The following is a 24,250-nucleotide window of genomic DNA, read 5'->3' as shown; positions in this document are numbered from 1 at the left end:
CCCTGGCATAAACTCTGCTATCGTGCTGCTCCTTCAATCTGCGAGCGTGCAAATCCGAGACGTTCGATCACGGGTGCATCCGAGAAGCGGAAGAGATCAAATTGCGTCTCGGATTTCAGCGACCACGTCGTCCAAGATGGGACGACAAAAAGATCCCCCGTCTCCAGTCTCGTCTCGACCTGATTGAGCATGATCGAACCGGCGCCTTCAAAGATCTGAAACACGCTCGAGCCTACTTCGCGCCGCGAGGGGGTGACGGTGCCGGCGCGTAGTCGATGAAACTCGCAACGGATGGTCGGCATAACGTCGCCGCCCGTGGTTGGATTGACGTAACGGATCGCGGCGTGGCCCGGCTCGATCGTTGCCGGCTGGCCTTCGTCTTCTAACAGCAACTGCTCGGTCAGCGCACGATCAGTGTGCTCCCATCGGTAGGCGGCCAATGGGGAACTCACGGTGTCCTTGAGTTCTGAGAGCGGTCGCAGGCCGGGATGCCCCCACAGTCTTTCTCCCCGAGAAAAACGCGGCGTAGCATAATCGGTGACGCGGTCGGCTCCAAACTCAAAGAAGCCCACGTCGTTCTGATAGGAGAACGGAATGTCGAGGCCGTCAATCCAGGCCATCGGGTGATCCGTGTCGTTATGGTGCCCGTGAAAGTGCCACCCCGGTGTGAGAAGGAGGTCGCCGCGGCTCATGCGGACTGGATCACCGTTGACCACTGTCCACACGCCCTCTCCTTCCACGACGAAACGGAACGCGTTCTGTGCATGCCGATGCTCCGGTGCTGTTTCGCGCGGCCCGAGATATTGAATAGCGGCCCAAAGCGTCGGGGTAATATATGCCTTGCCACCGAGTCCTGGATTGGCGAGCCCAATTGCACGCCTTTCGCCCCCGCGGCCGACGGGAACGAGTGCGCCCGAGCGTTCGGCGAGCGGAAACAGCCGGGACCATTTCCAAATATGCGGAAGCGCCTTTGGTTTAGGAACAACAGGCATGATGTCGTCGATCTGAGTCCAAAGTGGCATCAGATGCTCGGCCTCGAAGTCAGCGTAGAGCTGACGCAGCTCCGCAGTATCATCCGGATTCATAATATTGCTGTGGCTTTCGTCGTTCATCTATCTCTCCTCGGTGTTCGCGCCACCATGAACCGGCGACTAAGTATTGCTCATCAAGGAATCTTGTACGGCGCTCGGCTCAAGCTGTTGTTGCCCTCGGCCATCTTCCGAAGGAGTGAAAGCAATTGCGACCGTTCTCGACCATTCAACGGCGCGAGTATTCGCCTCTGAACCTCGGCTACACTCGGTAGGATGTCGGCCAGTGTTCTTCGACCTGCCTCAGTGATTGCAACAATCTTGGCGCGTTTGTCCTTCTTTGACGGCACTCGAGTAACGAGTCCCCGCTCTTCCAGCTTGGTTAGGACAACGATTGTCGTGGTGCGATCCAATGCCGTCACACCACCCAGACGCGCTTGATCCATTGGGCCGAAACCGTCCAGAGCGGACAGCACCCCGAATTGTAGCGGGGTCAATTCGTACGCCCGACACTCATCAAGAAATATGGCCACCCCGATCTGATGGCATCGGCGCAAAAGATGGCCTGGCATGGAAAGAAACCCGCCTTCGGCGGCAGGTTCATCATTATCGTTCGCCCGGATGATTTTTTGTTCGTCTTTCACCGCTCGGCCCTGACCTCATTCCGCATCCGGCTGGTTGTTCGGCGCGGCCTGCTGGAATTCCTGCATCGCCGCACACTCCTCAAAGATGCGGCTGACCGTTGGATAGCGCGACATATCAATGCTGAAGCGTCTGTTGTTCAGCACCTGAGCGTAGAGGCATGTATCTGCAAGGCCCGGAAGATCGCCATGGCAAAACCGACCCGTCCTTTTGTCTTCAGCCAGCATCGCCTCGATTGGTACGAAGGTCTCATCGACCCAGTGCCTGAACCAATCGGCAGTGGCCTCATCGTCGGCACCGAAGGCCGATTTAATATAACGGAGCACCCGAAGGTTGTTCAGGGGATGAATGTCGCAGGCGACGGCATAAGCAAGCGCGCGGACGCGCGCGCGATCCACCGGCGCTTTCGGCAGAAGAGCCGGCTCCGGATGGACCTCATCAAGATACTCGATGATTGCGAGCGATTGGATGAGCGCCGTACCATCGTTCAGCACGAGCGCAGGTACCAGACCCTGAGGGTTAATCGAAAGATAAGCGGAGCTGCGGTGCTCACCCTTTAGCAGGTGGTGGGCAACGTATTCATAGTCTAACCCTTTAAGATTAAGCGCTGCCCGCAGTCTGGTCGAAGTCGATGAACGGAAATAGTTATGAAGGATCGGGCCGGTCATGTCAGCGCTCCACCAATTTTCGTCGTCAACGTTCCGAGTCCCTCGATTTCGACCACGCAGACATCTCCGGGAGCCAGAGCGCCGACACCGGCGGGCGTGCCCGTATAAATGAGATCGCCGGGCTGGAGTCGGATCGCGTGCGACAGTATAGAAACGATCTCAGGCACAGACCAGATCAGATCCGACAAGTCTGCATCCTGACGAACGGCTCCGTTCACGGACAGCCGGATTGCCCCCCTCTCCATACGCCCGACATTGGAGGCGCGGTGGATCGGACCGCACACGGCCGAATTGTCAAACGCCTTCCCCCAATCCCATGGCCTCCCCTTGTCGCGCGCATCGAGTTGGAGGTCGCGCCGTGTGAGGTCGTTGCCGACAGCATAGCCCCAGACGAGCTCCCAAGCAGCCTCTTCCGATAGGTTGAAGCCAGGACGACCTATCGCCACCACCAACTCCGCCTCATGGTGAAAATTCTGAGTAAGTGGCGGATAGGGCACGACGACGCGGTCGTCTACGACAGCGTCGGCAGGTTTGGTGAAAAAGAACGGAGCCTCACGTGAAGGATCCTTTCCCATCTCCCGCGCATGCGCCTCATAGTTACGCCCGACGCAAAATATACGACGAACGGGAAAGCGCAGCGACTCGCCCGCAACAGCGACACTTGGCGTCAGTGGGGGCTCAAATACGAAACTCACGGTGCCGATCCTCCTTTTGTCCGGGTGCACAAGTGGTTCTGTGCATCTCCCTCGCACAGTCGATAAACGCAAGCGTCCAAATGCTCGTTTACCCTGCGCGATTTTATCAGTATTATGCTCATATCTGTGAGCAAATTCAACGGTTTTTTGGCCGCTGGTTTGCAGTAAGCAGCAGGCCTACCTTGGGAAGCACGTCATGCCGAAGATCTTGCACTTTTACGCTAAAACAGATAGTTATGCCGCATGATCGATAATTCTCGGCATATTCAACCTGACATCGACGCCATCGACATAAAGATTTTGGTCGAATTGCAGGAGGATGCCAGTCTCTCCAACGTTGAACTCGCACAACGCGTCGGGCTTTCGCCTTCTCCGTGTCTTGCCAGGGTTCGAGCGCTTGAGACAGCGGGTATCATCGCTCGCCGCGTCACCTTGCTTAATCCACATAGTGTCGGCGCCAATATCAGCGTCTTCATCCAGGTGACGCTTGAAAAGCAAGTCGAGGCACAACTCGAATCGTTTGAAGAAGCAGTTCTTAGCTTTTCGGAAGTGATGGAATGCTATCTCATGACCGGCGACTCCGACTACCTTTTACGTGTTGTGGTGCCGGACCTGGGCGCGCTCCAGCACTTCATTGTCGACAAATTGTCGAAGACACCGCCGGTGGCCAATATTCGTTCCAGCTTCGCACTCAAGCAAGTGAAATACAAAACAGCACTGCCAGTTGCAGACCTGATTGGCGAAATGACGGGTCAATCGCGACGCACCATCCGACGATAAAAACGCTGAAGGTAATTTCGCAGGTGGTAGTGGCTCGATCATCGACCGCGCCTCTAGGGATGATCCCAACGCGTAGGAAATCATTCGGCGGCGCTACACCGTCTCATCGGCAGTTGCGCATCGGCTGCTGACGATTGTCGGCCGACACAACGCCGCCGCCGAGTTCCTCCCGCCGGCGTGAAGAGCCGAACGGGGAATGCGATACGGCGGGCAAACTTACATCCAGAGGCGGCTTTGGGAGATCTTTTTTTCAAATTCGTCGATGGTTGACGCCTTTTCAATTGTTAGGCCGATCTCATCGAGACCACTAAGGAGGCAGTGGCGGCGGGTCTCGTCGAGATCGAATTCGATCACACTACCGTCGAATCTGCGAATGTCATTAGCTTCGAGGTCGATGATCAGCGTTCCGTTGGCGCCGCGGGCAGCATCTTCCATCAGCATTGCGTGCTGTCGAGAGTCTAAGGTGATTAGCAATATGCCGTTTTTGAAGCTATTATTGTAGAAGATATCCGCGAACGAAGTCGAGATGATACAACGGATACCGAAGTCAAGCAGAGCCCAGGGCGCATGCTCACGGCTCGATCCGCATCCGAAATTGTCGCCGACTACGAGAATTTGAGCCGTTCGGTAAGCCGGTTTATTCAGCACGAAGTCAGGGTTCTCGGAGCCGTCTTCGTAGTAGCGCATGTCTGCGAACAAACCTCTGCCAAGGCCAGTACGCTTGATGGTCTTCAGGTAATCCTTGGGGATGATCATGTCGGTGTCGACATTGACCATTGGCAGCGGCGCCGCCACGCCCGTTAGCGTCGTGAACTTATCCATAGGCTCACTCTCCTGGCAGTGTTGTCCCTGCATCGATGTCGTCTTCATCTAAGCTCACGCTGCCGCTGTCGGGATAGAGGCCAGCAGCGATCACGCCATGAATGGCGCATAGTTCATCGTTCGCAGACGTATCCCCGCTAACTCCCACGGCGCCCAATATCAAGCCCGAGCCGTCCTTGACCAGAACGCCTCCTGGAACGGGGACAACGCGTCCGCCAGACATGATCGCCAAGCTGTTGACGAAGTGGGGCATGACTTCGGACCGGCGCTGCAACTCGCGTCCTCCGAACCCCATGCCAAGCGTCCCCCAGGCCTTCCCGATCGCGATCTCCGGGCGAAGTAGGGCCGAATAATCTTCGCGCATCAAACAAACCAAGGTGCCACCTCCGTCCAGAACGGCAACAGTCAAGGGTGCAAAAGTAAATTCCCGGCCCTTTAAGAGAGCCGCTTCGCAGATCCACTTGGCCTGCGCAAGCGAGAGGTTCATCGAATAATCTCCATTCAGTCTCTGTCGAACAGTGAACAATGTTGGGCACCCACCGCATCCAACATCATGATCCACCGGCGTTAGCGACTTCCGCCGATCGAAAGCCCATCGGCGCTTCGGTGCGGTGGACGCTTGTAGGAGGTGGCCGCCTATGAGGGTCGGACGGGCCTATAGTCGCTTGGCAAATGCATCTTGGATGAAATCGTCAAGCATTCGGTAGGTTTGATGTGCAGCGCCTGGATGATACACGCCAATTCCAGGCACGTTGACGTCCTCTTCGGCGAACGCATGCAGCAACCCGCCGAAGTCGAGCATTTGCCATTTGGCTTCTGCTGCGTCCAACTCTGCCTCCAAGGCGTCCCGATCCGCCTTCGGCGCGATCGGATCCTTTGACCCGTGGAAGATAAACAACGCCGCCTTTATGTCCCCTTTCCTTGCGGGGATCGAGCCCGCCAGATCGCCGTGTACACAAACAGCAGCGTCAAACTCCGCGCCGCTGCGCGCAAGTTCCAGCACGTTCGCGCCGCCGAAGCAGAATCCGACGGCCGCCTTCTTTGAGGTGTCACCTATCCCGCGCTTCTCAGCTTCCGCGACAAGCGTATCCAATGCCGCATTTACGCGCTTTCTCCTCTCGACCGGGTCGGAAGCAACCGCGTCCACCCATGCCTTCGATGTTGGTGGACCATCGCAAGTCTTCCCCTCCCCGTACATGCAGCCGACAAAAGCGATGTATTTGTCTCCAGCGATCCGTGCTGCGCGTGCGATTGCCGCGTCGGTAACGCCGAGCCAGTTGGGCATCACCAGGAGAAGTGGCCGTGGCCCATCGATCTTCTCGTTCCACACAAGCGCACCACGCCCAACAACGGTTCCGGCTTGATAGTCAATTCTCTCAACTGCCACGGTTTTCCTCCTCCAAAGATCTTGGCTCGACAAAATGCATCCGGCGCCAAGCGAAAACTATAACATGTCCGATTTCAATGTTTGTCAAGTTGCCTTTGAAAGGCTCTCTGAGTGGGTTACAGGGATTGCCAAGAGTGGCTATGTTCGTAGAGTGGAAATTATTTCACGGATGATACGGCGGTCGAGCCGCTTTGCACACAGAACAAGGTTGGCGTTAATTCAGATGGACAGCAAGAAAAAGGGCCTCTCTCAGAGATCGGCAGCGTCAGAAGTTAGCGATTTGGAAGATGAAGGCGCTCTCGATATCTACCGGCTTCGGGAATTGCTGGTGATCGATTCCGAGAGGTTCGGCCTTCGAGAGCAGAACAAGGTAGACAAGCTTCAGCGCATCTATTTGGCGGCTCGGCGCCAGTTTGCAGAGGTCGGTTACGATGCAACCACGCTTCGCGACGTCGCAAAGGAAGCCCGTGTTGCGCTAGGAACCCTCAGCTTTTATGCAGAGAGCAAGAGCGAACTAGTTCTTCTCGTGTTTAACGCAACCATGCCGCCAGTGTTCGCCAAGTGCCGTGAAGAAGGCCAGTATAAAGATTCGCTTTTGGAGGCTCTCACAGCTTATTTTGGCCCGGCTTTTAAGGCTTATTCGGAGGAGCCAGGTCTTTTTCGGGTGCTTTTGCGCGAAAATGTATTTCACACGACCTCCCTCCACTCCCGCGAGTTCCATCGTTTGCGTTCTGACACACTCCGCGACTTACGAAAGCTTATAGATCAGGCTCGCGAGAACGGTGAAATTAGGCCATACATTGACCTCGATCTGACAGCTCGTACGATCTTTTTCCTCATGTTTGCGTCCGTGCGCATATGGATTTCTTCAGGTCAGCCAAAGGCTGATGCTGGTCTTACAGAATTGAAGCAAATGATTTCACTTCTACTAGATGGTTTGAGAGCCAATACATTTGAGCGCAGCCATGAAACGTCTAGAAAAAAGCGAACCCGAGAATCAATCTAAGGACGGATCTCCACCCGTGATCTTGCAGGTCCGTCGCCATCACTGCAAAAAATCAAAAAACTTGACTCACCTCAAAATCGGACATATTACAGTTTTGCCTTGAGCTGGAGAACGATCGTTTCTCCATCCCGATTTCGACGGCCGCGACTGATCGATCTTAACCTGCTGCAAGCATGGTTTGCAGTGGCCGGGGAACTATGGTGAGAACCGCTCCTACGGAGGCTCTTGGCGATGGAAACTAGGGAGGTCCGTAAATGAAGCATGAGAAGATTGGCCCGATCGACGTTGGGATGTTCCGAACGGTTATGAGACATGTCGCTTCGAGCGTGGCGGTGATCACAACGTCACACGAGGGCCATTTGCATGGCATGACGGCAACTGCGGTCAGCAGCGTCTCAGCAAGTCCGCCGCGAGTTTTGATAGTGGTAAACCGTTCCACTCGCAGCCATTCGCTGATTTCCGGCAGCCGGAATTTCATCATCAACATACTCGCGGATCATCAGCGGGCTCTGGGAGAGCGGTTCTCCGGCAAGACGGAAAACCGGTTCGAAGATGTCGGCCATCAGCTCGGATGGCACGGGACGCCGATACTGGATGGAGCAGCTGCGCACCTTGAATGCGAACTGGTCAGCGAAACCGATGCAGAGAGCCACACGATATTTATCGGTGAAGTCGTCGGCGGCGGGGTTTCGGGAGCCAGCCCCCTTCTATATCACGATGGCGCTTATAAGGGGCTGACGCCACGCGTAAGTTCCCACGCGATCTCTCCGCTTTTCCTTGAGCGCTGGTCTCCACGAGCATTCTCCGACGCCCCAATCAGCAATGCCGAGCTGATGCCGATGTTTGAGGCTGCTCGGTGGGCTCCGTCGTCGCATAACGCCCAGCCATGGCGTTTCGTCTACGCCCTACGAAATGATTCAGCCTGGTCGGCGTTTATCGAAGCTCTCTACGAGGAGAACAGGTCATGGGCGTTTAGGGCCGCCGCCATGGTAGCGTTTGTCTCAAACGAAACACTGGAGAAAAACGGACAAACGATCGAGTCGCCCACACATGTCTTCGACACCGGTGCCGCCTGGATGTCCTTCGCACAGCAAGCGAACCTCCTGGGCTGGCACACACACTGCTTGGGCGGATTTGATAGGGGCCGCCTTCGGGAAGCTCTTAGCATACCCGCCGGCTACAAGATCAATGCGGTTGTCGCCATCGGGAGGATCGGAGATCCGGTGATCCTTGGCCCCGAACTGAGAAGTCGAGAAATTCCGAGTGAACGGGACCCGATCGAGAGTTTGGTATTTCAGGGAACGATGTCTCGATAGCGGCAGACTCATCGTTAGTGCCTCTTGCAGTTGTGACGGGTGAGAGCCAGGGAGGGATCCCAGTCGCGAAACAGCTTAGTGGCCGGGGGGAGGCAAAGCTCGCTGAGCGGTCTCGCTGGCCTGGCTTGAAGTTGACTGGCCCCTTTGATGGCGTCCTGACCCGGCTTCTGCCCGCTCGGTGCTGGTCGACCTGCTCCGCCGCTAAATATGAACAGCGATCGTATCCTCTTGGCGGAGTTCTACATAAAAACCCTCGAGGCCCTCCTTTTTTAGCCAGCGTCGGAATTTGACCTGCCATAGGCGCGTACGGTGCCGCTTGTCTTGCAGCAGTCTCTCACATTGAGATGTCACCAATTGAACGCCAAGGCAAAAGAAATGCAAGGCATTGGGACGAAGGGGAACCCCAACACTGGAGGGTATTTCGTATGGCTTTACCAGGCACTTTGCGACAAATTGACCGCGGCGTTTTCTGGCCTGCAATCATCATCGCGGGCGGTTTCGTATTATGGGGCGTGGTCTCGCCTAACAGTCTAGCCTCGACTGCGGGCGCTGTTCTAAACTGGATCATCCGCGTGTTCGGGTGGACATTTGTTGTTTCGACTGCTTTCTTTCTCGTATTCGCGGTTTTCCTAGCCGTTAGCCGCTTCGGCAAAATCAAGCTCGGCCATGACGACGAAAAGCCCGAATTTTCGACCATTTCGTGGGTCTGCATGATGTTCAGTGTTGGCATGGGCATCGGCCTGATGTTCTGGGGCGTTGCCGAGCCTGTATTCCATTTCGGCGCGCCGCCGCACGGCATGGCCGAGCCGCAGACCAAGGAAGCGGCGCTGATTGCGATGCAATACGCCTACTTCCACTGGGCTCTACATCCTTGGGCCATCTATGCCGTTGTCGGCCTGGCGCTTGCCTTCTTCAGCTATCGCAAAGGCCTGCCGACACTGATCTCCAGTGCCTTCTACCCTCTGCTGGGTGATAGAATTCACGGGCCCGCCGGCCGCACCATCGACGTGCTGGCCATCATCGCCACACTTTTCGGCACGGCTACCTCGCTCGGCCTCGGAGCCCAGCAAATCAACAGCGGCATGAACTATCTTTGGAACACAGGCGAGTCGTCGACAATAGCGCTAAGCATCATCGCGGTGCTGACGCTCTTTTTCATCCTTTCGGCGGTTTCCGGTGTCGGCAGAGGCATCCAGTTCCTGAGCAACATGAACATGATCATTGCAGTGCTGCTGCTCATCTTCCTCGCCCTGATCGGCCCGACGGTGTTCATCTTTGATACGCTGGCCGAAGCAATGGGTTACTATCTTAGTGACCTGATCACTATGTCCTTTCGTACCGCGGCCTTCAGCGACGGCAAGTGGCTGGGTAGCTGGACCATCTTCTACTGGGCGTGGTGGATTTCTTGGGCGCCTTTCGTTGGGGTATTCATCGCCCGCATCTCGCGCGGTCGCACCATCCGCGAGTTCGTTATCGGCGTATTGCTGATCCCGAGTGCCGTCACTTTCGTCTGGTTCACCATCATGGGCGGGACTGCGCTCTATTCCGAACTGATGGGTGCCGGCGGTCTCGTCGAAGCAGTCAATGAAAAAGGCGCTCCGGTGTCACTCTTTGCGCTCCTGGCGCAATATCCGATGGCGACGTTCACATCGACGGTGGCGATGTTTCTGGTGGCGATCTTCTTCGTTTCCGGCGCCGACGCCGCATCGGTGGTGATGGGAATGCTGTCGTCGCGGGGCACTCTCCATCCGGCGCCAGGGATCGTAGTACTGTGGGGTCTGCTCGCCGGAGCTTCGGCCTGCGTGCTCTTGGTAATGGGCGGTCTTGCGGGGCTTCAGACCGCCTCGATTCTTGCCGCAGCGCCGTTCCTATTGGTGATGGTGGGCCTATGTGCGTCACTTTGGATCGGCCTGCTCGACGAAATCGGTTCGCGTGCGCTCATCGATGATGCTCCCAAAGTCGAAGCCTGACAAAACGCGTGCGTCCGCGGCTCTGCACATCAAAAATAGGCGCCGCACGCGGTTATCCGCGTGCGGCAAGCCGATCTCGACTAGGCCAGCAGATCGCAGTCTGGTCATCGAGCATTTTTGCTTACCATTCGCATGCCGCGCGGACGCCGCAGGCGAGGTGAGACCATAGTGCGTCCCCGATACAAGCGTCCCCTACCAAGGGCGCATCATTGTGGCGCTGAAAATGGCGCCACCAAACCAGACTGTCGAACAGCTGCTTTAGCGCGTTCGTTTCTTATCAGGCTCCAAATGGTTCTCACGTGTCGCGCCAAAGGCCAAGCACCTTGGTAGGTGCCTCGCACGGATTGTCCAGGCTGCGCTCGAGAGTACAACAGCATGGCTCAATCACTCCGACGCCATCAGTCCCTGTTCAGCCTCGCGCGTCCGGCACAATCTCGAGAGCCTTCGCAAACCGCGTATTTCCGACGTACCATGCAATAAGCGCAGCTAAGTCCACAACGCCCTTCGCGCCGAAGGCACCCATCGCCTTCTGAAAGGCGGCCTCATCTACGCCGCTGTTAGCAGACATCTGATCTGCAAAACCAAGCGCTACCCGCTCATCGTTGGAGTAGAGATCTGAAGAGGACCAATTGCGAAGCTCCTCGATCTTGCCAGGGGGCACACCGATCTTGGATGCCACGCCGACATGGACGTTCCATTCATAGGCGCCGTCGTTCAACTGGCAAACGCGGAGGACCACCAACTGCCGGATCGGCGCGGATATCGCCGACTCGCTTCGCAGCGCCGCCGCATAGGTTGCCATTGAGCGAAACATTCCTGGCGAGTGGCATGCCGTCTTATGGATGTTGAGGATTTCGCCTCCGCGGCTCCGTATTGTGGAATGCGCTTCCTCGACACGCTTGTCCTCGCCGGTATATGGCCCCAGTCTCGATGACTTCACTTCACTATTCATTGCCAACCTCCAAGCTCTCGATCGGTGATTTGTTTCCTCCAGGCTCAGCCAATCTGAGCCAATTCCAGGGGTGTATTCACGAGAACTTCCGCTTCCTTCTCGCGCACAACCATGAAATCCGCGAGCATAACGCCCACATCGACTTTCCAGTTGGCATCGTGGAGATTGATGTTGTTTCCGAAGGTCATTCCTTCTTCAAGTTCCATGTCGGATATGTGTGCGCCATTGACCGAGTTGACGCCATAACCGGCTGGATAAACAACACTTGGATGTTCCGGCGAGGCGGTTCCCATCGCATGAAAGCCAAGTTCAACCCAATCCAAACCGGCTGCTTCCGCCGGCTTGCGGATCATCGCCACGGCTTCGCCGATGGTGCGGCCGGCCGTGAGCGCGGCCTTGCTGGCATGCAAGCACTCGACTGCGACATCCCAGATGCGCAGCAACTCCTTCGGCGCCTGCCGCCCCAGATAGACGGTGTATTCTGTGTGGCAGCGATACCCGCCATATTTAGTGTGAATCTCCGAAATGATGATGTCGCCGGAAGCAAGGGGGCGCATGGTTGGGGCGATCGGCTGCTCCGACCCGTGGAGCAAGTGCCACAGTTCATTTGCGGGGTGCTCGACAGGCCCCGCAGCCCAAAGATTGAAAATGTTCGGCTCGCCCCCATTGGCAATCTGAGCCTTGACCATTTCCGCATAAACGACGGCCTCGGGGACGCCCGGGCGGGCGGTTTCTATCAGTGCATCGATCGCCTTGCGAGCGATACGCCCCGCACCGCGAAGCATGTCGATCTCCTCTTCACTTTTCACGACCCGCATTTCCTCGATCAGCCAACTGGCTTCGGTAAACGTTGCGCCAGGCAATAGCGACTTCAGCCCCTCGACGTCCCTGTGAAGCAGGGTGGGGGTGCGTTGAATTGTCGAAGAAAACCCGACCAGGCCAATGCGTCCGCGATTCAAGCCGCGGGCGCGCAGTTCATCAGCAATCGCCCCTATTCCCGCGCGCCCACGAACGTCTTTGACCCAGTCCTGCATCGACGCGAAGGCATTGAACGGCCGGTTCATATGGATGATACCCGTCCAAACGACAGGTTCGCCAACCGCAGGAAAAAGTGCTTCGCCACCAAGCTGGGCGTCCAGTTGAAACATGTACCTGAGATTGGCCATGCCCATGCCCCAATAGATATCGTTACCGAGAAAGACCAAAGCATCCAATTCGGCAAACATCATTCGGCTTCTGGTGCGCGACCATCGCCGGTCCCGCTCGGCGATCGTCAGATGCGGCACATATTTCTTGAGTTCATCTGTGGGCACTGCATCAGAAGGAATAGGGCGAGCGGCTGGCTTGAACGCAGGCATGGACATAAGGGACCTCTCTTTTTCTGACCAAAACTTCAAAGAAATTTGTTTGTTTCGTCACTAACAACGTCCGCTATCGAGGACCTTCTGATCGTTGCAGGACAGCTCTTTCTCAAAGAGCCGGCCAATTCACAGCATGTTGCATGTCCGCGATCGTGCCCCGCCTGCTGAACTCTCAAGATGACAGCAAGCTATCTACCCCGATGTCCAGTGAAGCCTGCTTTTCCCGCTTGCTTGGCGCATATTCCTCCACCTTGCCGGCCCCGCCTTCTCAAGGCCGGCAGTGGATGGTGATCCATGCGTCAAACTTGCTCAAGAACGCCGATAGAAAGGCTGCGGTGGAGTCGTTGGTTAGGTGTCCGCTGTCATCGAAAAGACTGTATGCCTCGCCGATATATGCTTCCGGCTGCTGGAGCACGGGCACGTCCAGGCATACCAGCGACTGGCGCAGATGGTGGTTTGCGCCAAATCCGCCAACCGACCCAGGGGACGCGCTGATCACCGCCGCGGGCTTGCCGGCCCATACATTCTTGCCGTAGGGCCGCGAGCCGACGTCCACCGCGTTTTTCAGTACTCCTGGGATAGAGCGGTTATACTCGGGAGTGATGAACAGCACGGCGTCGGCTTCACCGATGGTTCTGCGGAAGGTCGCCCAAGAGGCGGGCGTTTCAATCTCTTCGAGGTCGGGGTTGTAAAATGGGAGGTGAGCAATTTCGACTGTTCCGAACTTTAGACCGGCGGGCGCGAGCTCCGGGATCACCCGGGCTATCTTGTGGTTCACGGATGCTCTGCGAAGGCTGCCAACGAGAATGGCTATGGAAGTGGTCAAAATGTGTCTCCTGTCGGCGTGATTGAGAACTTTCCTTTTGGAAAGCACTGTGGGAGGGCCGTGAGGTTTGCCCTGATTGATTGGTCTCGTTCGTGGGGTCGTTCACAGCGTATTGGACTGCGGTCGTTCCATCGAACTCACTTGGCCGTGGGGCAAGATGATGTCTTCGATTCGAATGGGGAACCGACGGACCCGAACGCCTGTCGCGTGCCAGATCGCGTTGGCGATCGCGCCTACGGTGCCGGTGATGCCGATCTCGCCTACGCCTTTCGTGCCCAAGGCGTTTACATAAGGATCGTGTTCCTCGATGAGGATAGCCTCGATGGAGGGCACGTCTGCATTGACGGGGATCCGGTATTCGGCGAGGTCGGCGTTGATGATCATTCCGGTGCGTCGATCAACGATCGCCTCTTCGTGGAGGGCGAAAGAGATGCCCCAAATCATTCCACCATAGTACTGGCTACGCACTAGCCGAGGGTTGATGACGCGGCCGGCGGCGAAGGCGCCAACGAGCCGCGTAACGCGAACCTGACCGAGATCCGGATCGACAGTGACCTCCGCGAAGACTGCTCCATGCGAATGCATCGAGAAAGATTTCGCGGCGGGATTGGGGCCGCAAGTTCCGTTGCCCTCGATCATGGTCGTTCCAGCTCTGGCCATAATGTCGGCGTAGCTCTCGCTCCTATTTTCGTCGTCGCGGCGGTAAAGGCGGCCGGCGCGGGCGATCACGCCGGTATTGCCTGCACCGAACAGAGGCGAATTTTCATCCCCGGTCGCCAACTCGGCAAGTTTGCCGATCGCATCGTCTCCGGCGAAGGCAATGGCCGAACCTGCTGTCGCTGTGTGCGCTGAGGCCCCTTCGATCCCGCCGTCGGGAAGATCGGACTTTCCGGCGTGGAATTCCAGTTGTTCAATGTCAAGGCCGAGACTATCGGCTGCAATCTGTGCGAGCGCGGTAAATGACCCCTGCCCCATGTCTGCGGAGCTAATCTCTACAACACCGGTTCCATTGCTCAGAATCTTGGCCCGAGCAGCGGCCTGAAAGGTAATTGCGGGGAAAGTTGCCGTGCCCATGCCCCAACCGACAAGGAACCCGTTGTCATTGCGCATCCGCCTCGGTTCGAGAGGACGCCGCGACCAACCGAACCGCTCCGCCCCTTGCCTGTAGCATTCTCGCAGTTCCTTCGAGGAGAAGGGTTTATGATGAAGCGGCTCAGTCTCGGAATAGTTTCTCAGCCTGAAGTCCAATGGGTCGATTCGGCTCGCCCAAGCGAGCTCATCCATGGCCGATTCAAGAGCCGCCGATCCGGGTGCTTCTCCCGGAGCACGCATGAACACCGGCGTGCCCATGTCGACACGGACGGCCCTGTGCGTGATCGACATGGCGGGGCTCGCGTAGAGCACATGAGAGGCGTCGCCCGCAGGCTCGATGAATTCGTCGAACGAGCTTGTTGCCGTTAGCGTCTGATGATCCAACGCGGTCAGTTTGCCCTCGTCATCGGCGCTGAGGCGCAGACGCTGGCGCGTAGGTGCCCGATGGCCGACTGAGCCGTACATCTGGTCCCGTCGCAGCACGAGTTTAACGGGCCTGTCTACTAGACGCGCCGCTAGAATGCCAAGGACGGTGGGGCTCGCTAACATACCCTTTCCTCCGAAGCCGCCCCCAACCCACGGGCTACGTATCTGGATATTCTCCGTGGGCAATCCAAACATGTAAGCAACTTGTGCATGCGTAAAGGTCGGGTTCTGGGTTGACATGTCGATTGACAACCTGTCCCCGTCCCATGACGCGACCACCGCGTGCGGCTCCATCGGATTGTGGTAGTGGTCCGGTGTCTCATAGGTCGCGTCAATATGGGTAACGCCGGCGGCAAAACCGGCCTCTATATCCCCGATCCCATCCTCAGGAGGGCTCATCACCCGGATCACCTTCGGTACAAAGCTCTCAGTGCTGTCGAGGTTGAGCCTCGGCTGTTCAACGTCGTAGCGTGGCGCAAGAAGCGCCGCACCTTCGGTCGCCGCTTCGAGAGTTTCGGCTATGACGACCGCGATCGGCTGTCTGGCGTATCGGACACGATCGTTCTGGAGAACATCGAGACGCATCATGAAAGGGTTTGGCCTCAGATCAGGATCTGCCGCTAATGATGGCCTGTTCTTTGGCGTCATCACTTCCACGACACCGGGGTGCGCCTTTGCAGCCGTCAGGTCGAAAGAAGTCACCCGGCCGCGCGCGATGTTGCTTTCGACCATGACAGCGTAAAGCATTCCCTCGGGGTGATTGTCTCCGGCGTAGCGGGCCGTGCCAGCGACTTTCAGCATGCCGTCGCGACGGGTTAGAGGCTGACCTGCATTGGATCCATGCCGGACATGAGCGGTCGAGCCAATACCAAATTCATGCGTCATTTTGGGTTGCTCCCGGATTGGTCGAAAACAGCGAAGCGGGCAGTGCCGGGAGCCGGGCGAGCGATCCGTGGGCAGCGGCGGCAAGTGCACGTACCACGATCCGTTTTGCCAGTTCGATCTTGAACAGGTTGTCGCCGGAGGCTCTGGCACCGGCAAGCGCCACCTCCGCTGCTTCATGAAAAATTTCCCGCCCGGGCACGGTGCCCTTGAGCACCTCTTCGGCGGCACGGGCCCTCCATGGTTTGGGCGCGACGCCGCCAAGTGCGATGCGGGCATCAACGATCTTACCGTCCTTCATGTCGACTGCCGCTGCTGCCGATACCAGTGCGAAGGCATAGGAGGTACGCTCGCGCAATTTGAGATATCGGGCATGGCCGAGAAACTCAGCCGCGCCCGCAGGGAGCCGCACGGCAGTTACAAGATCCCCCGGTTCCAGCGCCGTCACGACTTCACGTGCACCTTCAGCGAGGTGATAGAATACCTCAAGTGCCACCTCGCGCCGGCCCGCCCTTCCTTCGATCTCGACCACCGCATCTAAGGCGACCAGAGGCACGCAGAAATCGGAAGCATGGACCATGCTGCAGGTGTAGTTCCAGCCCAGAATCGCGTTGGTGCGTGTCTCGCCGACAGGCGGGCCATCCCCAATGGCAGCATGAAACACATGGCGTGATCGCTGCAGAATATTGCCGCCCACCGTCGCCATGTTGCGGAGCTGCGCCGACGCCCCCGACAGCAGCGCCTCGGCGACCGCCGGATAGCTTTGCGCGAAGTCCCTGTCATGGGCGAGATCGGCGTTTCGTACAAGAGCGCCTATACGAAGGCTTCCGTCGGGCAGGCGCTCGATACGATCGAGGCCGGGAAGCCGGGTTATGTCGACAAGGCGCTCCGGACGCGCGATCCCAGCCTTCATCAGGTCTAGCAGATTCGTACCCGCGGCGATATATGTCGCGCCAGGCGCGGCTGCAGCGGCGATTGCCTCGGCGACGGAACCGGGCCGAACATAGTCAAACCGGTTCATGCCACACTCCTGTGGACTGCCGGCGAGACCCTCATCTGCGCCTCCAATACGGCCTCTGTAATGCCAAGATAGGCACCGCACCTGCAGAGGTTCCCGCTCATACACTCGCGCACACGTTCGGGTTCGTCGCCCGCCTGACCTTCCATGATCATGCCGATCGCGCTCATGATCTGGCCTGGTGTACAGAACCCACATTGAAGCGCGTCATGAGCAATGAAAGCCTCCTGCACTGGATGGAGGCCGGCATCCCCGGCAATCCCCTCTACCGTGAGGATCTCGGCGCCGTCCATGGCTACGGCGAGAGTGAGGCATGAGTTTATGCGCCTGCCGTCGACCAGGACCGTGCAGGCACCGCATTGGCCACGGTCGCAGCCCTTCTTGGCGCCAGTCAAGTGAAGATGCTCGCGCAGCATATCAAGAAGCGTTACGCGCGGGTCTTCAAGCATGATGTCACACGGCTGTCCGTTCACTGTGAGGTTGATGGAGATTGCCATTGGGGAGATCCGATAAGCTTGGAGTTGAAAAATCTTAGCGGGGCCGGCTAGGAGCGCGACCAGTTCACCGTCGCGAGCTATCGCGGTGGTGTCAGTATTTCTGCCATCCGCTCTCCGATGTACACGCACGCGGCCATTGTGGCGCTGGCCGAGATCCGCGGCATGATCGAACTGTCGGCGATGCGCAGGTTGCGGAGCCCGTTCACCCGCAAATCGGCATCCACAACAGCGCCTGCGTCGGTGCCCATACGGCATGTGCCACTAGCATGAGAGTAGGACGTTGCGCCGTTTCGCATGAAATCGACCTGTTCCTTACCTTCCAGTTTCCTGCCCGGCATCACCTCTCGGACCGTGAACGAACGCATGGGGGCCGAATTGCCGATCTCGCGGCAAAGTTCGATGCTGTGCCCAAGCGCTTTCAAATCGTCCGGATGGTCGAGGAAGTTTGGTTCGACCATGGGTCGCTCCGCAGGATCGCCAGACTTCAGACGAACGTGACCTCTGCTTTTTGGGGTGACGACCGCAGCGCTCAGCGCCCAGCTTTTGGCGGAGGGAGCGTACTGCTTTTGCAGGACGTCAGTTGCATATGGCATCTCAACCTGAACGAGGCTGATGTCGGGACGGTCAAGGCTCGGATCGCTCTTGAGGTAGCCGATGACTTCCGTGCCTGTGTTGGCCATCTGTATCTCGCCAGATGCTTCCCACAAGCACCCACCGTGCAGAACGTGGTCCTGAAAGTTCTTCCCGACCTCGGGAGAATGAAGAACAGGATCGATCCCGACTGCCTTCAGGTGGTTCTCGTCGCCAATCCCGCTCAGCATCAACAGATGGGGCGTGTTGATGCCGCCGCAGCACAGAATGACTTCGCTATCGGCAACAATCGTTGATGTCGTTCCGTCGCGGACAAAGCTAACGCTCGAAACCTTTTCCCATTTGACGACAAGGCGATCGACACGCGTATCAACGAGAAGCGTGACATTCTTCTGCGCAAGCACAGGATAAAGAAACGACTTCGCCATATTTTGGCGTTGGCCTTCCCGGATGATCTGGTTCATGTAACCGAAACCCTCGCCGGTTACTTCCCGTATGCCGTTTGCGTCTTCGACCATGGGGAGATTGAGAGCACGGCAGGCGTCAAGCATTGCAGAAGCCAGTGACGACGGGTTCTGCGGTTCCTGGCACCAGACAGGACCGCCCGTGCCGCGATAGTGAGGATTGGGCTTGCCTTGCCAGTTTTCGATGCGCCGAAATATCGCGAGCGCATGCTCATAGTCCCATTTTTCGTCCTTAGCCTCTTGCGCCCAGAAGTCGAAATCGTTTTTGAACGGGCGTTCCCAGACACAAGCATTGATGCTGCTGCCACCACCTAGCGCTCTTCCCGTTGTTTCGAGGACGGAGCGATTGTTGACCGTGGGCGACGGCGGTGCAAAGTCGCTGTAGGCCCGCTCAGTGCCGAAATTGGTGAACCACCTGTGGGGATCGAGTATCGGTGACACGTCATCCCAACCGCCTGCTTCGATAACGAGAATTCTCTTACTGCGATCAGCCGCTAGCCTGCCAACTAACGCGCAGGCCGCGCTGCCGGCGCCACAGACCACGTAGTCGTAGCTTCCGGAAAGCTTTTTGGCGCGAGCAGCCTGATTGTCCTTGATGTCCTGGAGGGTATCAGCCAGTGCGTCGATCCGGCCTACCGTCAACAGGCCCAATGCCAAAGATGTGGCAACGAAGCGGCGCCGACTGATCGCCCCGCCAAGAAATGCCGTCTCGATTGCGTCTTGGCGCGTGCCGGCATCGCGGCTTTGAGTTTGATCCGTCCGCTCACGTTTCATCGCACTGTCCTCGGTTGCAGACCTTTTTGGCGCCGGAGACGCGAAGAGGTTTCTCCAGCACACCGACGAGGGTCACAGGTGTTTCTTCAGTCGCGACGTCGCGCAGTCCGGCCACTGGACGGAAGGATGTTGTCATTGGGTTGCTCCATGTGATGATGGACCCGCGTCAACTGCGGAGCGCGCCCTTGAACAGGTGCGCAGAGAGTGCATTCGAACGATGCGAAACTTGCCTCGACGACTAACCACTGAGCGGCATCGTCAGGTTAATGCGCAGCATGTCGCCGCCAGGCCCATCCTTGACGTTAAAGTCATTGATATAGTTGACGTTAAGATCAAAGGTGTGAATCGCTTTGAGTAGCCGATCATAAGGCCGAGTTTGCCCATAGCGAGCGCTGGTCCCTATCCGAGGATTTCTTAACCTTTTCATTTCCCCTCCCAAAACTTCTCGAACGACTGTCGTGGTTCAAATGCGCGACGACAACGTCCTATCGATCGTCGGGCATTTGCTACTCAGAACTCCCGCAAACTTGGACGTCGAAGCGCACCCGTCCGGATATCGTGCACTTCGGGCTCCATTTGACGCGAACTCAGGACTTGAGATCTCCGCCACATCCAACACTTCAAATAGGATATGCCCGATCTTGATACGTGTCAATAAAATGGTACGCGTCCTAGTTATTAACTGCGTCATGAAACGCCGGATCGTCGTAAGTGGCGAACTTCTTTCAGCTTCGCCGGAAGGGTAGCACCATCGAGATCAGTCGAGCGGTCTGGCATGTCAGGCAAGCGAAACCGAGAATCCAGATGCCTTTGGTTGGCTCGAGAGGCCGGCCCTGGGTTTTTCGCTGTGATGACGCGTTACCACCCCACAACGGGGCGATTAGAAAGAAGAGGCCCAATCGAGCAAGCTTCAGGTGAAGTCCGCGCCTTCGAAAGCAGGCCCGACTTTGGGGGGATAGACTTCCCATTGATCGCCATGTCGTCCAGTTGGTACAGGTCCACGAGCATTCCGCCATCGCCAACGCGGTTTGCGCTCCAAGAATGGTCGCTCGGGTCGAACTGCGGCAACAACGTCCCTAGCGCGAGCCTGCACGTGACTTCCGAATGGCGGTCAAAGCCACGAGCACTCCAAGGTGCCGTTTTAGGGCCTCAAAATCATCCGGCGCCGCGCCACATAAGTTTGACTCTGGGCTTCGTCATTGTTCCCCATTCTCCTCAACCACCACCCATGCTGTTGCCTCACTACGGGTGCGAGCTTTCTGGAAACACAACCCCCAAGGAGTCGCAGGCCCGTGAGGCGTGGAACTCAACAATCTCGTATTCTGCTACCGAGTGCCGGTAGAACGCGTCCTCCTTAACAGCCTCCGCCAACTCCTTGCGCGTAAGTCCGGTCGCTATAATGATCCCTGGGTCGCCGTCCGCGCCGCGCCCCGACAGGAGGAATATGCCCCTCGCGTATCCCTCCTCCACGAACTTGCGATGTTCGGCCAGGTGTTTCATCACGGCATCGATCGGCTGCGTATAACGCACAAGCACCACATAAACCGGCGTGTCTATTTGCTTCATCCTCTTTCCTCCCAGTCGATCGGCGATCCGCCAGCGATCCAAGAGATCGGTGGCAGCTGCGGGAACCGGTTGAAACGCTGCTTTGTCCGACCGGCGGCGCGTGACGTTTCTACCTGTTGTTGTTCGGCCAATGGTGCATGAGCTCTTTCCAGGGGATGAAGCCCACGCCGGGCGCACCCATCATCTTGGTCTTTGCTTCCGGATATTCGTTCCAAGTGCAGATTTCGAGCTTATGGCCCTCGGGCGACCGGAAGTAGACTGAAACAACCTCGATATCGCGATGGGCCATCGGCCCGAAGAAGGGGATGCCCTCCCGTTTTAGCCTCTCAATGTTGGCGTCGAGCCCCTCTGCAGTCGTACGGAAAGCCCAATGCGGCGCGATATTTGGATCATCGGCCTGTGGTGTCGAGGGTCCCGTTTCCTCGGTGCACTGCAAGAGCGTGTTTCCAATTCGGACGAAAAGGTGGGGCTTGCGATTAATCCCTCGGTCGTAGTCGTCGAAGCCGGCATAATAGTAGGCTTCGCCACCAAGGAACTCACGCACGAAGCGCTCCATGAGAAGAAGATCGCGCGCCGGAAGCGCGAAATGATCCAGCCCCCACAGACCGAAAACGTTGTCTGTCTTTTCTTCACGGGCCCCACGCTCGGGGTTGACGTTTTTCAATGCGAAAGTTGCGCTAGGCAATTTCTCCACTGTAGTCATTTCTTCAGTCCTCTGTTTTTTGTCTGGCCGCGTTCGTGGCCGATTTCCGAATTCAATTTGTGAAACGGCAGATGACGGACCCGGTCGCCCGCATTACGGCTTACTTGTATCCCTTTTCCCGGTAATACCGTTCTGCGCCCGGGTGCAGAGGCACAAAGGTATCTTTCCACATGACCGATAGATCGACTGGACCCGTCAGTCCCTGCTCCGGCAGAAACAGCGACTCGATCTGCCCCTTTTGCTGATCGATCCCAAGGATGGTTGCGTAGACAAGCTCCTCGGGAAGATCCTCATGGCAGAAGAGGACGTGCCCAGAAAAGTCGACCGTAGGGATATCTTCATTCACGCCGCGCAGCGAACCCTTCGGAATAAGCGCGCGGCGGATACCATGTTTCTGCTCCATTCGAGCAAGCACGTCCTCGTCAATGGATAGATATGTTAAGTCGACGGCGTCTGAGATGTCTTTCCATGGTCGGGTCATCAACGCTTCGTCGAAGACGGCGTTCAGATGCCCGCTTCGCATCCCGGTGACGCGATCCAAGCGGCCCTCCGGCACCTTCTCCATCAAGTTCGGCTGCCGGTCTCCATACACGACCGAGCCGCCCCATGATTCGATTTCCTGTATCGACATGCCGTATTCCGCGAGCACGATATCCAGCACCCAGCCGGTAGGATGGCTCAGGTGAGTCGGCGCGGTAGAGATCCTAAGCGGGATCTTGTCCTCCTTGATTTGCCTCAGGGAAGTGATGCCAAGATCCTTGCGAACCGCGAAGGCGAATTGGTCGAAATGTGGAAAGACGCATATAGTGCGCAGCCTCATCGGACGTTCAGCGAAGCCAAGCGTGCCGCGGCCGGACACTGCTGTTTCGACCAGCCAGGTCGGCGATGTCATCGCCATGTGATAGCGACCTTCATCAACCAACTGGGGGCCAACCATGCAGGCCTCGCCGGGATGCATGTTGTGTACCGAAACCGTCGAACCTTTGGGAAGGGTCCCGAAATAGCCAGTCAGGCCGAGACCGATCATGCTGCCATACTTAGAAAAATTGGCCCCTGCGCCCAGGATCTTGACCTCGACGGGCCCGCTATTCAAATCTAACATTCGTTTCCTCCTCAATGTTACGTCGGCGCAAACCAAGACCTATGGTCGTTGCTGCGAGCCCAGCTAAAAGTGCCGGCAGGCCCAGCACGCCGATCAACTGATCGATGTGCCATCCAGAGGCCAGAAGCACGCCCCCCAACCCAGGGCCCAAAATCGAGCCGAGGCGGCCGATCCCGAGTGCCCAACCGACACCTGTGGATCTCAGTTGGGTCGGATAGAAATTAGCTGCCAAAGCGTTGATTGCGTATTGTGCCCCGCCGACGAAGAAACCTGCCGCGAAGAGCGAAGGGAGAATAAAGGGACTATCGACGGCAGCAGTAACGCCGACTGCGACGACGCAAAGAGACGCAACCAGATACACGAGGCCTAGCTTGCCATAGGACATCCGTTTGTCGACCATCCAGCCGAGTACCAGACCACCGATCAAGCCCCCGGCATAAAGCAGCGCGGTCGCTAAGGCCGCCCGCTCGCGAGAGAAGCTAGCTCCTTGCAAGATCGTGGGAAGCCAGTTGGTGAGAAAAAACCACACGAGAAGGTTGCAAAAGAAAATCAGCCACAGAAGAGGGGTGACCTGCGCGCGGCCTTGGGAAAACAGATTCGCCAGGCGAACGCTGCCTCCTCCGGATTGGCCGCCGAACAGTGTCAGCTTCACATCCTCGCCGTATTGCGTCCCAGGGTCGAGACGGCGCAAAATCCTCAAGGATCGAGCGGATGATGCTTTGCGGACGATGAGAAAGCTGAGCGATTCAGGCAAGAAGAGCAGAAAAGCGAATGCCAGCAGGAACGGCAAAGCTCCGCCCAGGTAAAACACGACCTGCCATCCCCACACGCCGAAGAGCGCCGCCGACAGGATGCCCGCCAGGATGGCGCCGAACGAGACCCCGGAGAACATCACGGTGATGACGGTCGCGCGCCACTGGCGAGGCGAATACTCCGCAGTCAGCGCGATGATGTTGGGCATCAGGCCCCCAAGTCCGATGCCGGCAAAAAATCGCACGACAAGCAACTGGGTGAAGGACTGGGTGAAGGGCGTCAACAAAGAGCAAAGGCCGATGATCGTCATTGCGAGAACGATCATCGGCTTTCGCCCTGCCCTGTCCGCAACTGAGCCGAACGCCAAAGACCCAATCATCAAGCCGAAGGACGTTAGGCCAAAAACTGTACCGAAGGCAGAAACATCGACGTCCAACTTCTGCGCTATTGATGAGGCTGCGAAAGCCATAAGGAGCATATCGAACCCGTCAATCACGGCTGCTGCACTGCAAAGAGCTATGACGAGGACCTGCAGGCGGCCCAGCCGGGGCTGATCGATAATTCTCGACACGTCAATCGATACGGCCATGCTGATCCTCCCAGGCTGGCCCGCTCGAGGCCGCGCAATGGCCTATCACTATGACGTGGCGGCCGTTAGCAAAAGTGCTATATGGACGAATTTGATATATGTCCAGTTATAAAACATATCTTTTCGTCCGCTCAGATCGCTTGTGCGTTGGGCCGTTGTGGCGACGATGGGTCAATCTTGTTTGCGTATTTCCGCATTCACCAAGTCAAGTAAAATCGATATTTGCCGGCCAATCCAACGAGTTAAGAGAGTTTAAGGTGGGGCTAGACCTTCATGAAAAAAGAACCGCTCTGCAAACGACCAGTCGAAGTCGACTAGTAGAGAAGAGAAAGTAAGGGCC

22 protein-coding genes are annotated in these 24,250 nt (G+C 57.3%); 4 read left to right on the top strand and 18 right to left on the bottom strand.

Features of this window, described 5'->3' with window-relative positions; all coding sequences use genetic code 11:
- Positions 1-17: 17 nt before the first annotated feature.
- The 4 genes from C5J26_RS31060 to C5J26_RS31045 are packed head-to-tail and all read right to left on the bottom strand — an operon-like array spanning position 18 to position 3,033.
- Positions 18-1,112, bottom strand: a complete 1,095-nt coding sequence (locus C5J26_RS31060) for a cupin domain-containing protein (protein ID WP_105405281.1) — start codon at positions 1,110-1,112, stop codon at positions 18-20.
- A gap of 53 nt (positions 1,113-1,165) precedes the next feature.
- Positions 1,166-1,672: a MarR family winged helix-turn-helix transcriptional regulator gene (locus C5J26_RS31055; RefSeq protein WP_245441339.1), complete on the bottom strand. Its 507-nt coding sequence runs from the start codon at positions 1,670-1,672 to the stop codon at positions 1,166-1,168.
- 15 nt (positions 1,673-1,687) lie between these two features.
- Positions 1,688-2,338 carry a maleylacetoacetate isomerase gene (maiA, locus tag C5J26_RS31050; RefSeq protein ID WP_105405280.1) on the bottom strand — a complete coding sequence of 217 codons (651 nt, stop codon included), beginning with the start codon at positions 2,336-2,338 and terminating at the stop codon, positions 1,688-1,690.
- Complete coding sequence (locus C5J26_RS31045; protein WP_105405288.1) at positions 2,335-3,033, bottom strand: fumarylacetoacetate hydrolase family protein; 699 nt, start codon at positions 3,031-3,033, stop codon at positions 2,335-2,337. Before C5J26_RS31045 ends, maiA begins: the two co-directional genes overlap by 4 nt.
- 243 nt (positions 3,034-3,276) lie before the next feature.
- Here C5J26_RS31045 and C5J26_RS31040 point away from each other — a divergent pair, with 243 nt between their 5' ends.
- Positions 3,277-3,813, top strand: a complete 537-nt coding sequence (locus C5J26_RS31040; protein WP_105405279.1) for an Lrp/AsnC family transcriptional regulator — start codon at positions 3,277-3,279, stop codon at positions 3,811-3,813.
- Between the two features lie 216 nt (positions 3,814-4,029).
- On the opposite strand, the gene leuD is transcribed toward C5J26_RS31040, so the two are convergent.
- From leuD to C5J26_RS31025, 3 genes are all read right to left on the bottom strand, one after another.
- On the bottom strand, positions 4,030-4,635 hold the full coding sequence (gene leuD, locus C5J26_RS31035) for a 3-isopropylmalate dehydratase small subunit (protein WP_105405278.1): 606 nt from the start codon (positions 4,633-4,635) through the stop codon (positions 4,030-4,032).
- A gap of 4 nt (positions 4,636-4,639) precedes the next feature.
- The gene (locus C5J26_RS31030) at positions 4,640-5,122 is read right to left on the bottom strand and encodes a heme-binding protein (protein WP_105405277.1); all 483 of its coding nucleotides are present in this window, start codon (positions 5,120-5,122) and stop codon (positions 4,640-4,642) included.
- 168 nt (positions 5,123-5,290) lie between these two features.
- Entirely contained in the window at positions 5,291-6,022 is a 732-nt protein-coding gene (locus tag C5J26_RS31025) for a dienelactone hydrolase family protein (RefSeq protein WP_105405276.1), read from the bottom strand.
- 64 nt (positions 6,023-6,086) lie between these two features.
- Here C5J26_RS31025 and C5J26_RS31020 point away from each other — a divergent pair, with 64 nt between their 5' ends.
- The 3 genes from C5J26_RS31020 (at position 6,087) to C5J26_RS31010 (ending at position 10,314) form a co-directional block, all read left to right on the top strand.
- The gene (locus C5J26_RS31020; protein WP_172746212.1) at positions 6,087-7,028 is read left to right on the top strand and encodes a TetR/AcrR family transcriptional regulator; all 942 of its coding nucleotides are present in this window, start codon (positions 6,087-6,089) and stop codon (positions 7,026-7,028) included.
- A 254-nt stretch (positions 7,029-7,282) separates the two neighbouring features.
- A complete protein-coding gene (locus C5J26_RS31015; RefSeq protein WP_105405274.1) occupies positions 7,283-8,344 on the top strand; it encodes a flavin reductase in 1,062 nt (353 codons plus the stop codon).
- A 425-nt stretch (positions 8,345-8,769) separates the two neighbouring features.
- Entirely contained in the window at positions 8,770-10,314 is a 1,545-nt protein-coding gene (locus C5J26_RS31010; RefSeq protein WP_105405273.1) for a BCCT family transporter, read from the top strand.
- A 409-nt stretch (positions 10,315-10,723) separates the two neighbouring features.
- Here the strand turns inward: C5J26_RS31010 and C5J26_RS31005 are convergent, their stop codons facing one another.
- The 11 genes from C5J26_RS31005 to C5J26_RS30950 form a co-directional block, all read right to left on the bottom strand.
- On the bottom strand, positions 10,724-11,128 hold the full coding sequence (locus C5J26_RS31005) for a carboxymuconolactone decarboxylase family protein (protein ID WP_256386103.1): 405 nt from the start codon (positions 11,126-11,128) through the stop codon (positions 10,724-10,726).
- Positions 11,129-11,310: 182 nt separating this feature from the next.
- On the bottom strand, positions 11,311-12,630 hold the full coding sequence (locus C5J26_RS31000; protein WP_105405271.1) for a M24 family metallopeptidase: 1,320 nt from the start codon (positions 12,628-12,630) through the stop codon (positions 11,311-11,313).
- A gap of 265 nt (positions 12,631-12,895) precedes the next feature.
- Positions 12,896-13,453, bottom strand: a complete 558-nt coding sequence (locus C5J26_RS30995) for an NADPH-dependent FMN reductase (protein ID WP_206051240.1) — start codon at positions 13,451-13,453, stop codon at positions 12,896-12,898.
- A 102-nt stretch (positions 13,454-13,555) separates the two neighbouring features.
- Entirely contained in the window at positions 13,556-15,856 is a 2,301-nt protein-coding gene (locus tag C5J26_RS30990) for a xanthine dehydrogenase family protein molybdopterin-binding subunit (RefSeq protein ID WP_105405270.1), read from the bottom strand.
- Positions 15,846-16,874, bottom strand: a complete 1,029-nt coding sequence (locus C5J26_RS30985) for a xanthine dehydrogenase family protein subunit M (RefSeq protein WP_105405269.1) — start codon at positions 16,872-16,874, stop codon at positions 15,846-15,848. Before C5J26_RS30985 ends, C5J26_RS30990 begins: the two co-directional genes overlap by 11 nt.
- On the bottom strand, positions 16,871-17,368 hold the full coding sequence (locus C5J26_RS30980) for a (2Fe-2S)-binding protein (RefSeq protein WP_105405268.1): 498 nt from the start codon (positions 17,366-17,368) through the stop codon (positions 16,871-16,873). Before C5J26_RS30980 ends, C5J26_RS30985 begins: the two co-directional genes overlap by 4 nt.
- Before the next feature lie 77 nt (positions 17,369-17,445).
- On the bottom strand, positions 17,446-19,197 hold the full coding sequence (locus tag C5J26_RS30975) for a GMC family oxidoreductase (protein ID WP_105405267.1): 1,752 nt from the start codon (positions 19,195-19,197) through the stop codon (positions 17,446-17,448).
- A gap of 1,242 nt (positions 19,198-20,439) precedes the next feature.
- Positions 20,440-20,763, bottom strand: a complete 324-nt coding sequence (locus C5J26_RS30965) for a YciI family protein (RefSeq protein WP_105405265.1) — start codon at positions 20,761-20,763, stop codon at positions 20,440-20,442.
- 109 nt (positions 20,764-20,872) lie between these two features.
- Positions 20,873-21,466 carry a VOC family protein gene (locus tag C5J26_RS30960; protein WP_105405264.1) on the bottom strand — a complete coding sequence of 198 codons (594 nt, stop codon included), beginning with the start codon at positions 21,464-21,466 and terminating at the stop codon, positions 20,873-20,875.
- Positions 21,467-21,566: 100 nt separating this feature from the next.
- Positions 21,567-22,568, bottom strand: coding sequence for a TAXI family TRAP transporter solute-binding subunit (locus C5J26_RS30955; protein ID WP_105405263.1), 1,002 nt, complete (start codon positions 22,566-22,568; stop codon positions 21,567-21,569).
- Positions 22,552-23,910, bottom strand: a complete 1,359-nt coding sequence (locus C5J26_RS30950; RefSeq protein WP_105405262.1) for an MFS transporter — start codon at positions 23,908-23,910, stop codon at positions 22,552-22,554. The genes C5J26_RS30955 and C5J26_RS30950 overlap by 17 nt, the downstream gene beginning before the upstream one ends.
- Between the last annotated feature and the right edge of the window lie 340 nt (positions 23,911-24,250).

The sequence above is a fragment of the Neorhizobium sp. T7_12 genome (assembly GCF_002968535.1).
In the GTDB taxonomy this organism is placed as follows: domain Bacteria; phylum Pseudomonadota; class Alphaproteobacteria; order Rhizobiales; family Rhizobiaceae; genus Neorhizobium; species Neorhizobium tomejilense.
This window is presented reverse-complemented; position numbering and strand designations above follow the sequence as displayed.

What these genes read in the sequence shown, in the direction of transcription:
- C5J26_RS31060 (WP_105405281.1), bottom strand. Translation starts at nt 1,112, where the DNA reads ATGAACGACGAAAGCCACAGCAATATTATGAATCCGGATGATACTGCG.
- maiA (WP_105405280.1), bottom strand. Translation starts at nt 2,338, where the DNA reads ATGACCGGCCCGATCCTTCATAACTATTTCCGTTCATCGACTTCGACC.
- C5J26_RS31040 (WP_105405279.1), top strand. Translation starts at nt 3,277, where the DNA reads ATGATCGATAATTCTCGGCATATTCAACCTGACATCGACGCCATCGAC.
- leuD (WP_105405278.1), bottom strand. Translation starts at nt 4,635, where the DNA reads ATGGATAAGTTCACGACGCTAACGGGCGTGGCGGCGCCGCTGCCAATG.
- C5J26_RS31030 (WP_105405277.1), bottom strand. Translation starts at nt 5,122, where the DNA reads ATGAACCTCTCGCTTGCGCAGGCCAAGTGGATCTGCGAAGCGGCTCTC.
- C5J26_RS31020 (WP_172746212.1), top strand. Translation starts at nt 6,087, where the DNA reads ATGTCCGATTTCAATGTTTGTCAAGTTGCCTTTGAAAGGCTCTCTGAG.
- C5J26_RS31015 (WP_105405274.1), top strand. Translation starts at nt 7,283, where the DNA reads ATGAAGCATGAGAAGATTGGCCCGATCGACGTTGGGATGTTCCGAACG.
- C5J26_RS31010 (WP_105405273.1), top strand. Translation starts at nt 8,770, where the DNA reads ATGGCTTTACCAGGCACTTTGCGACAAATTGACCGCGGCGTTTTCTGG.
- C5J26_RS31005 (WP_256386103.1), bottom strand. Translation starts at nt 11,128, where the DNA reads ATGTTTCGCTCAATGGCAACCTATGCGGCGGCGCTGCGAAGCGAGTCG.
- C5J26_RS31000 (WP_105405271.1), bottom strand. Translation starts at nt 12,630, where the DNA reads ATGTCCATGCCTGCGTTCAAGCCAGCCGCTCGCCCTATTCCTTCTGAT.
- C5J26_RS30990 (WP_105405270.1), bottom strand. Translation starts at nt 15,856, where the DNA reads ATGACGCATGAATTTGGTATTGGCTCGACCGCTCATGTCCGGCATGGA.
- C5J26_RS30985 (WP_105405269.1), bottom strand. Translation starts at nt 16,874, where the DNA reads ATGAACCGGTTTGACTATGTTCGGCCCGGTTCCGTCGCCGAGGCAATC.
- C5J26_RS30980 (WP_105405268.1), bottom strand. Translation starts at nt 17,368, where the DNA reads ATGGCAATCTCCATCAACCTCACAGTGAACGGACAGCCGTGTGACATC.
- C5J26_RS30975 (WP_105405267.1), bottom strand. Translation starts at nt 19,197, where the DNA reads ATGAAACGTGAGCGGACGGATCAAACTCAAAGCCGCGATGCCGGCACG.
- C5J26_RS30965 (WP_105405265.1), bottom strand. Translation starts at nt 20,763, where the DNA reads ATGAAGCAAATAGACACGCCGGTTTATGTGGTGCTTGTGCGTTATACG.
- C5J26_RS30960 (WP_105405264.1), bottom strand. Translation starts at nt 21,466, where the DNA reads ATGACTACAGTGGAGAAATTGCCTAGCGCAACTTTCGCATTGAAAAAC.
- C5J26_RS30955 (WP_105405263.1), bottom strand. Translation starts at nt 22,568, where the DNA reads ATGTTAGATTTGAATAGCGGGCCCGTCGAGGTCAAGATCCTGGGCGCA.
- C5J26_RS30950 (WP_105405262.1), bottom strand. Translation starts at nt 23,910, where the DNA reads ATGGCCGTATCGATTGACGTGTCGAGAATTATCGATCAGCCCCGGCTG.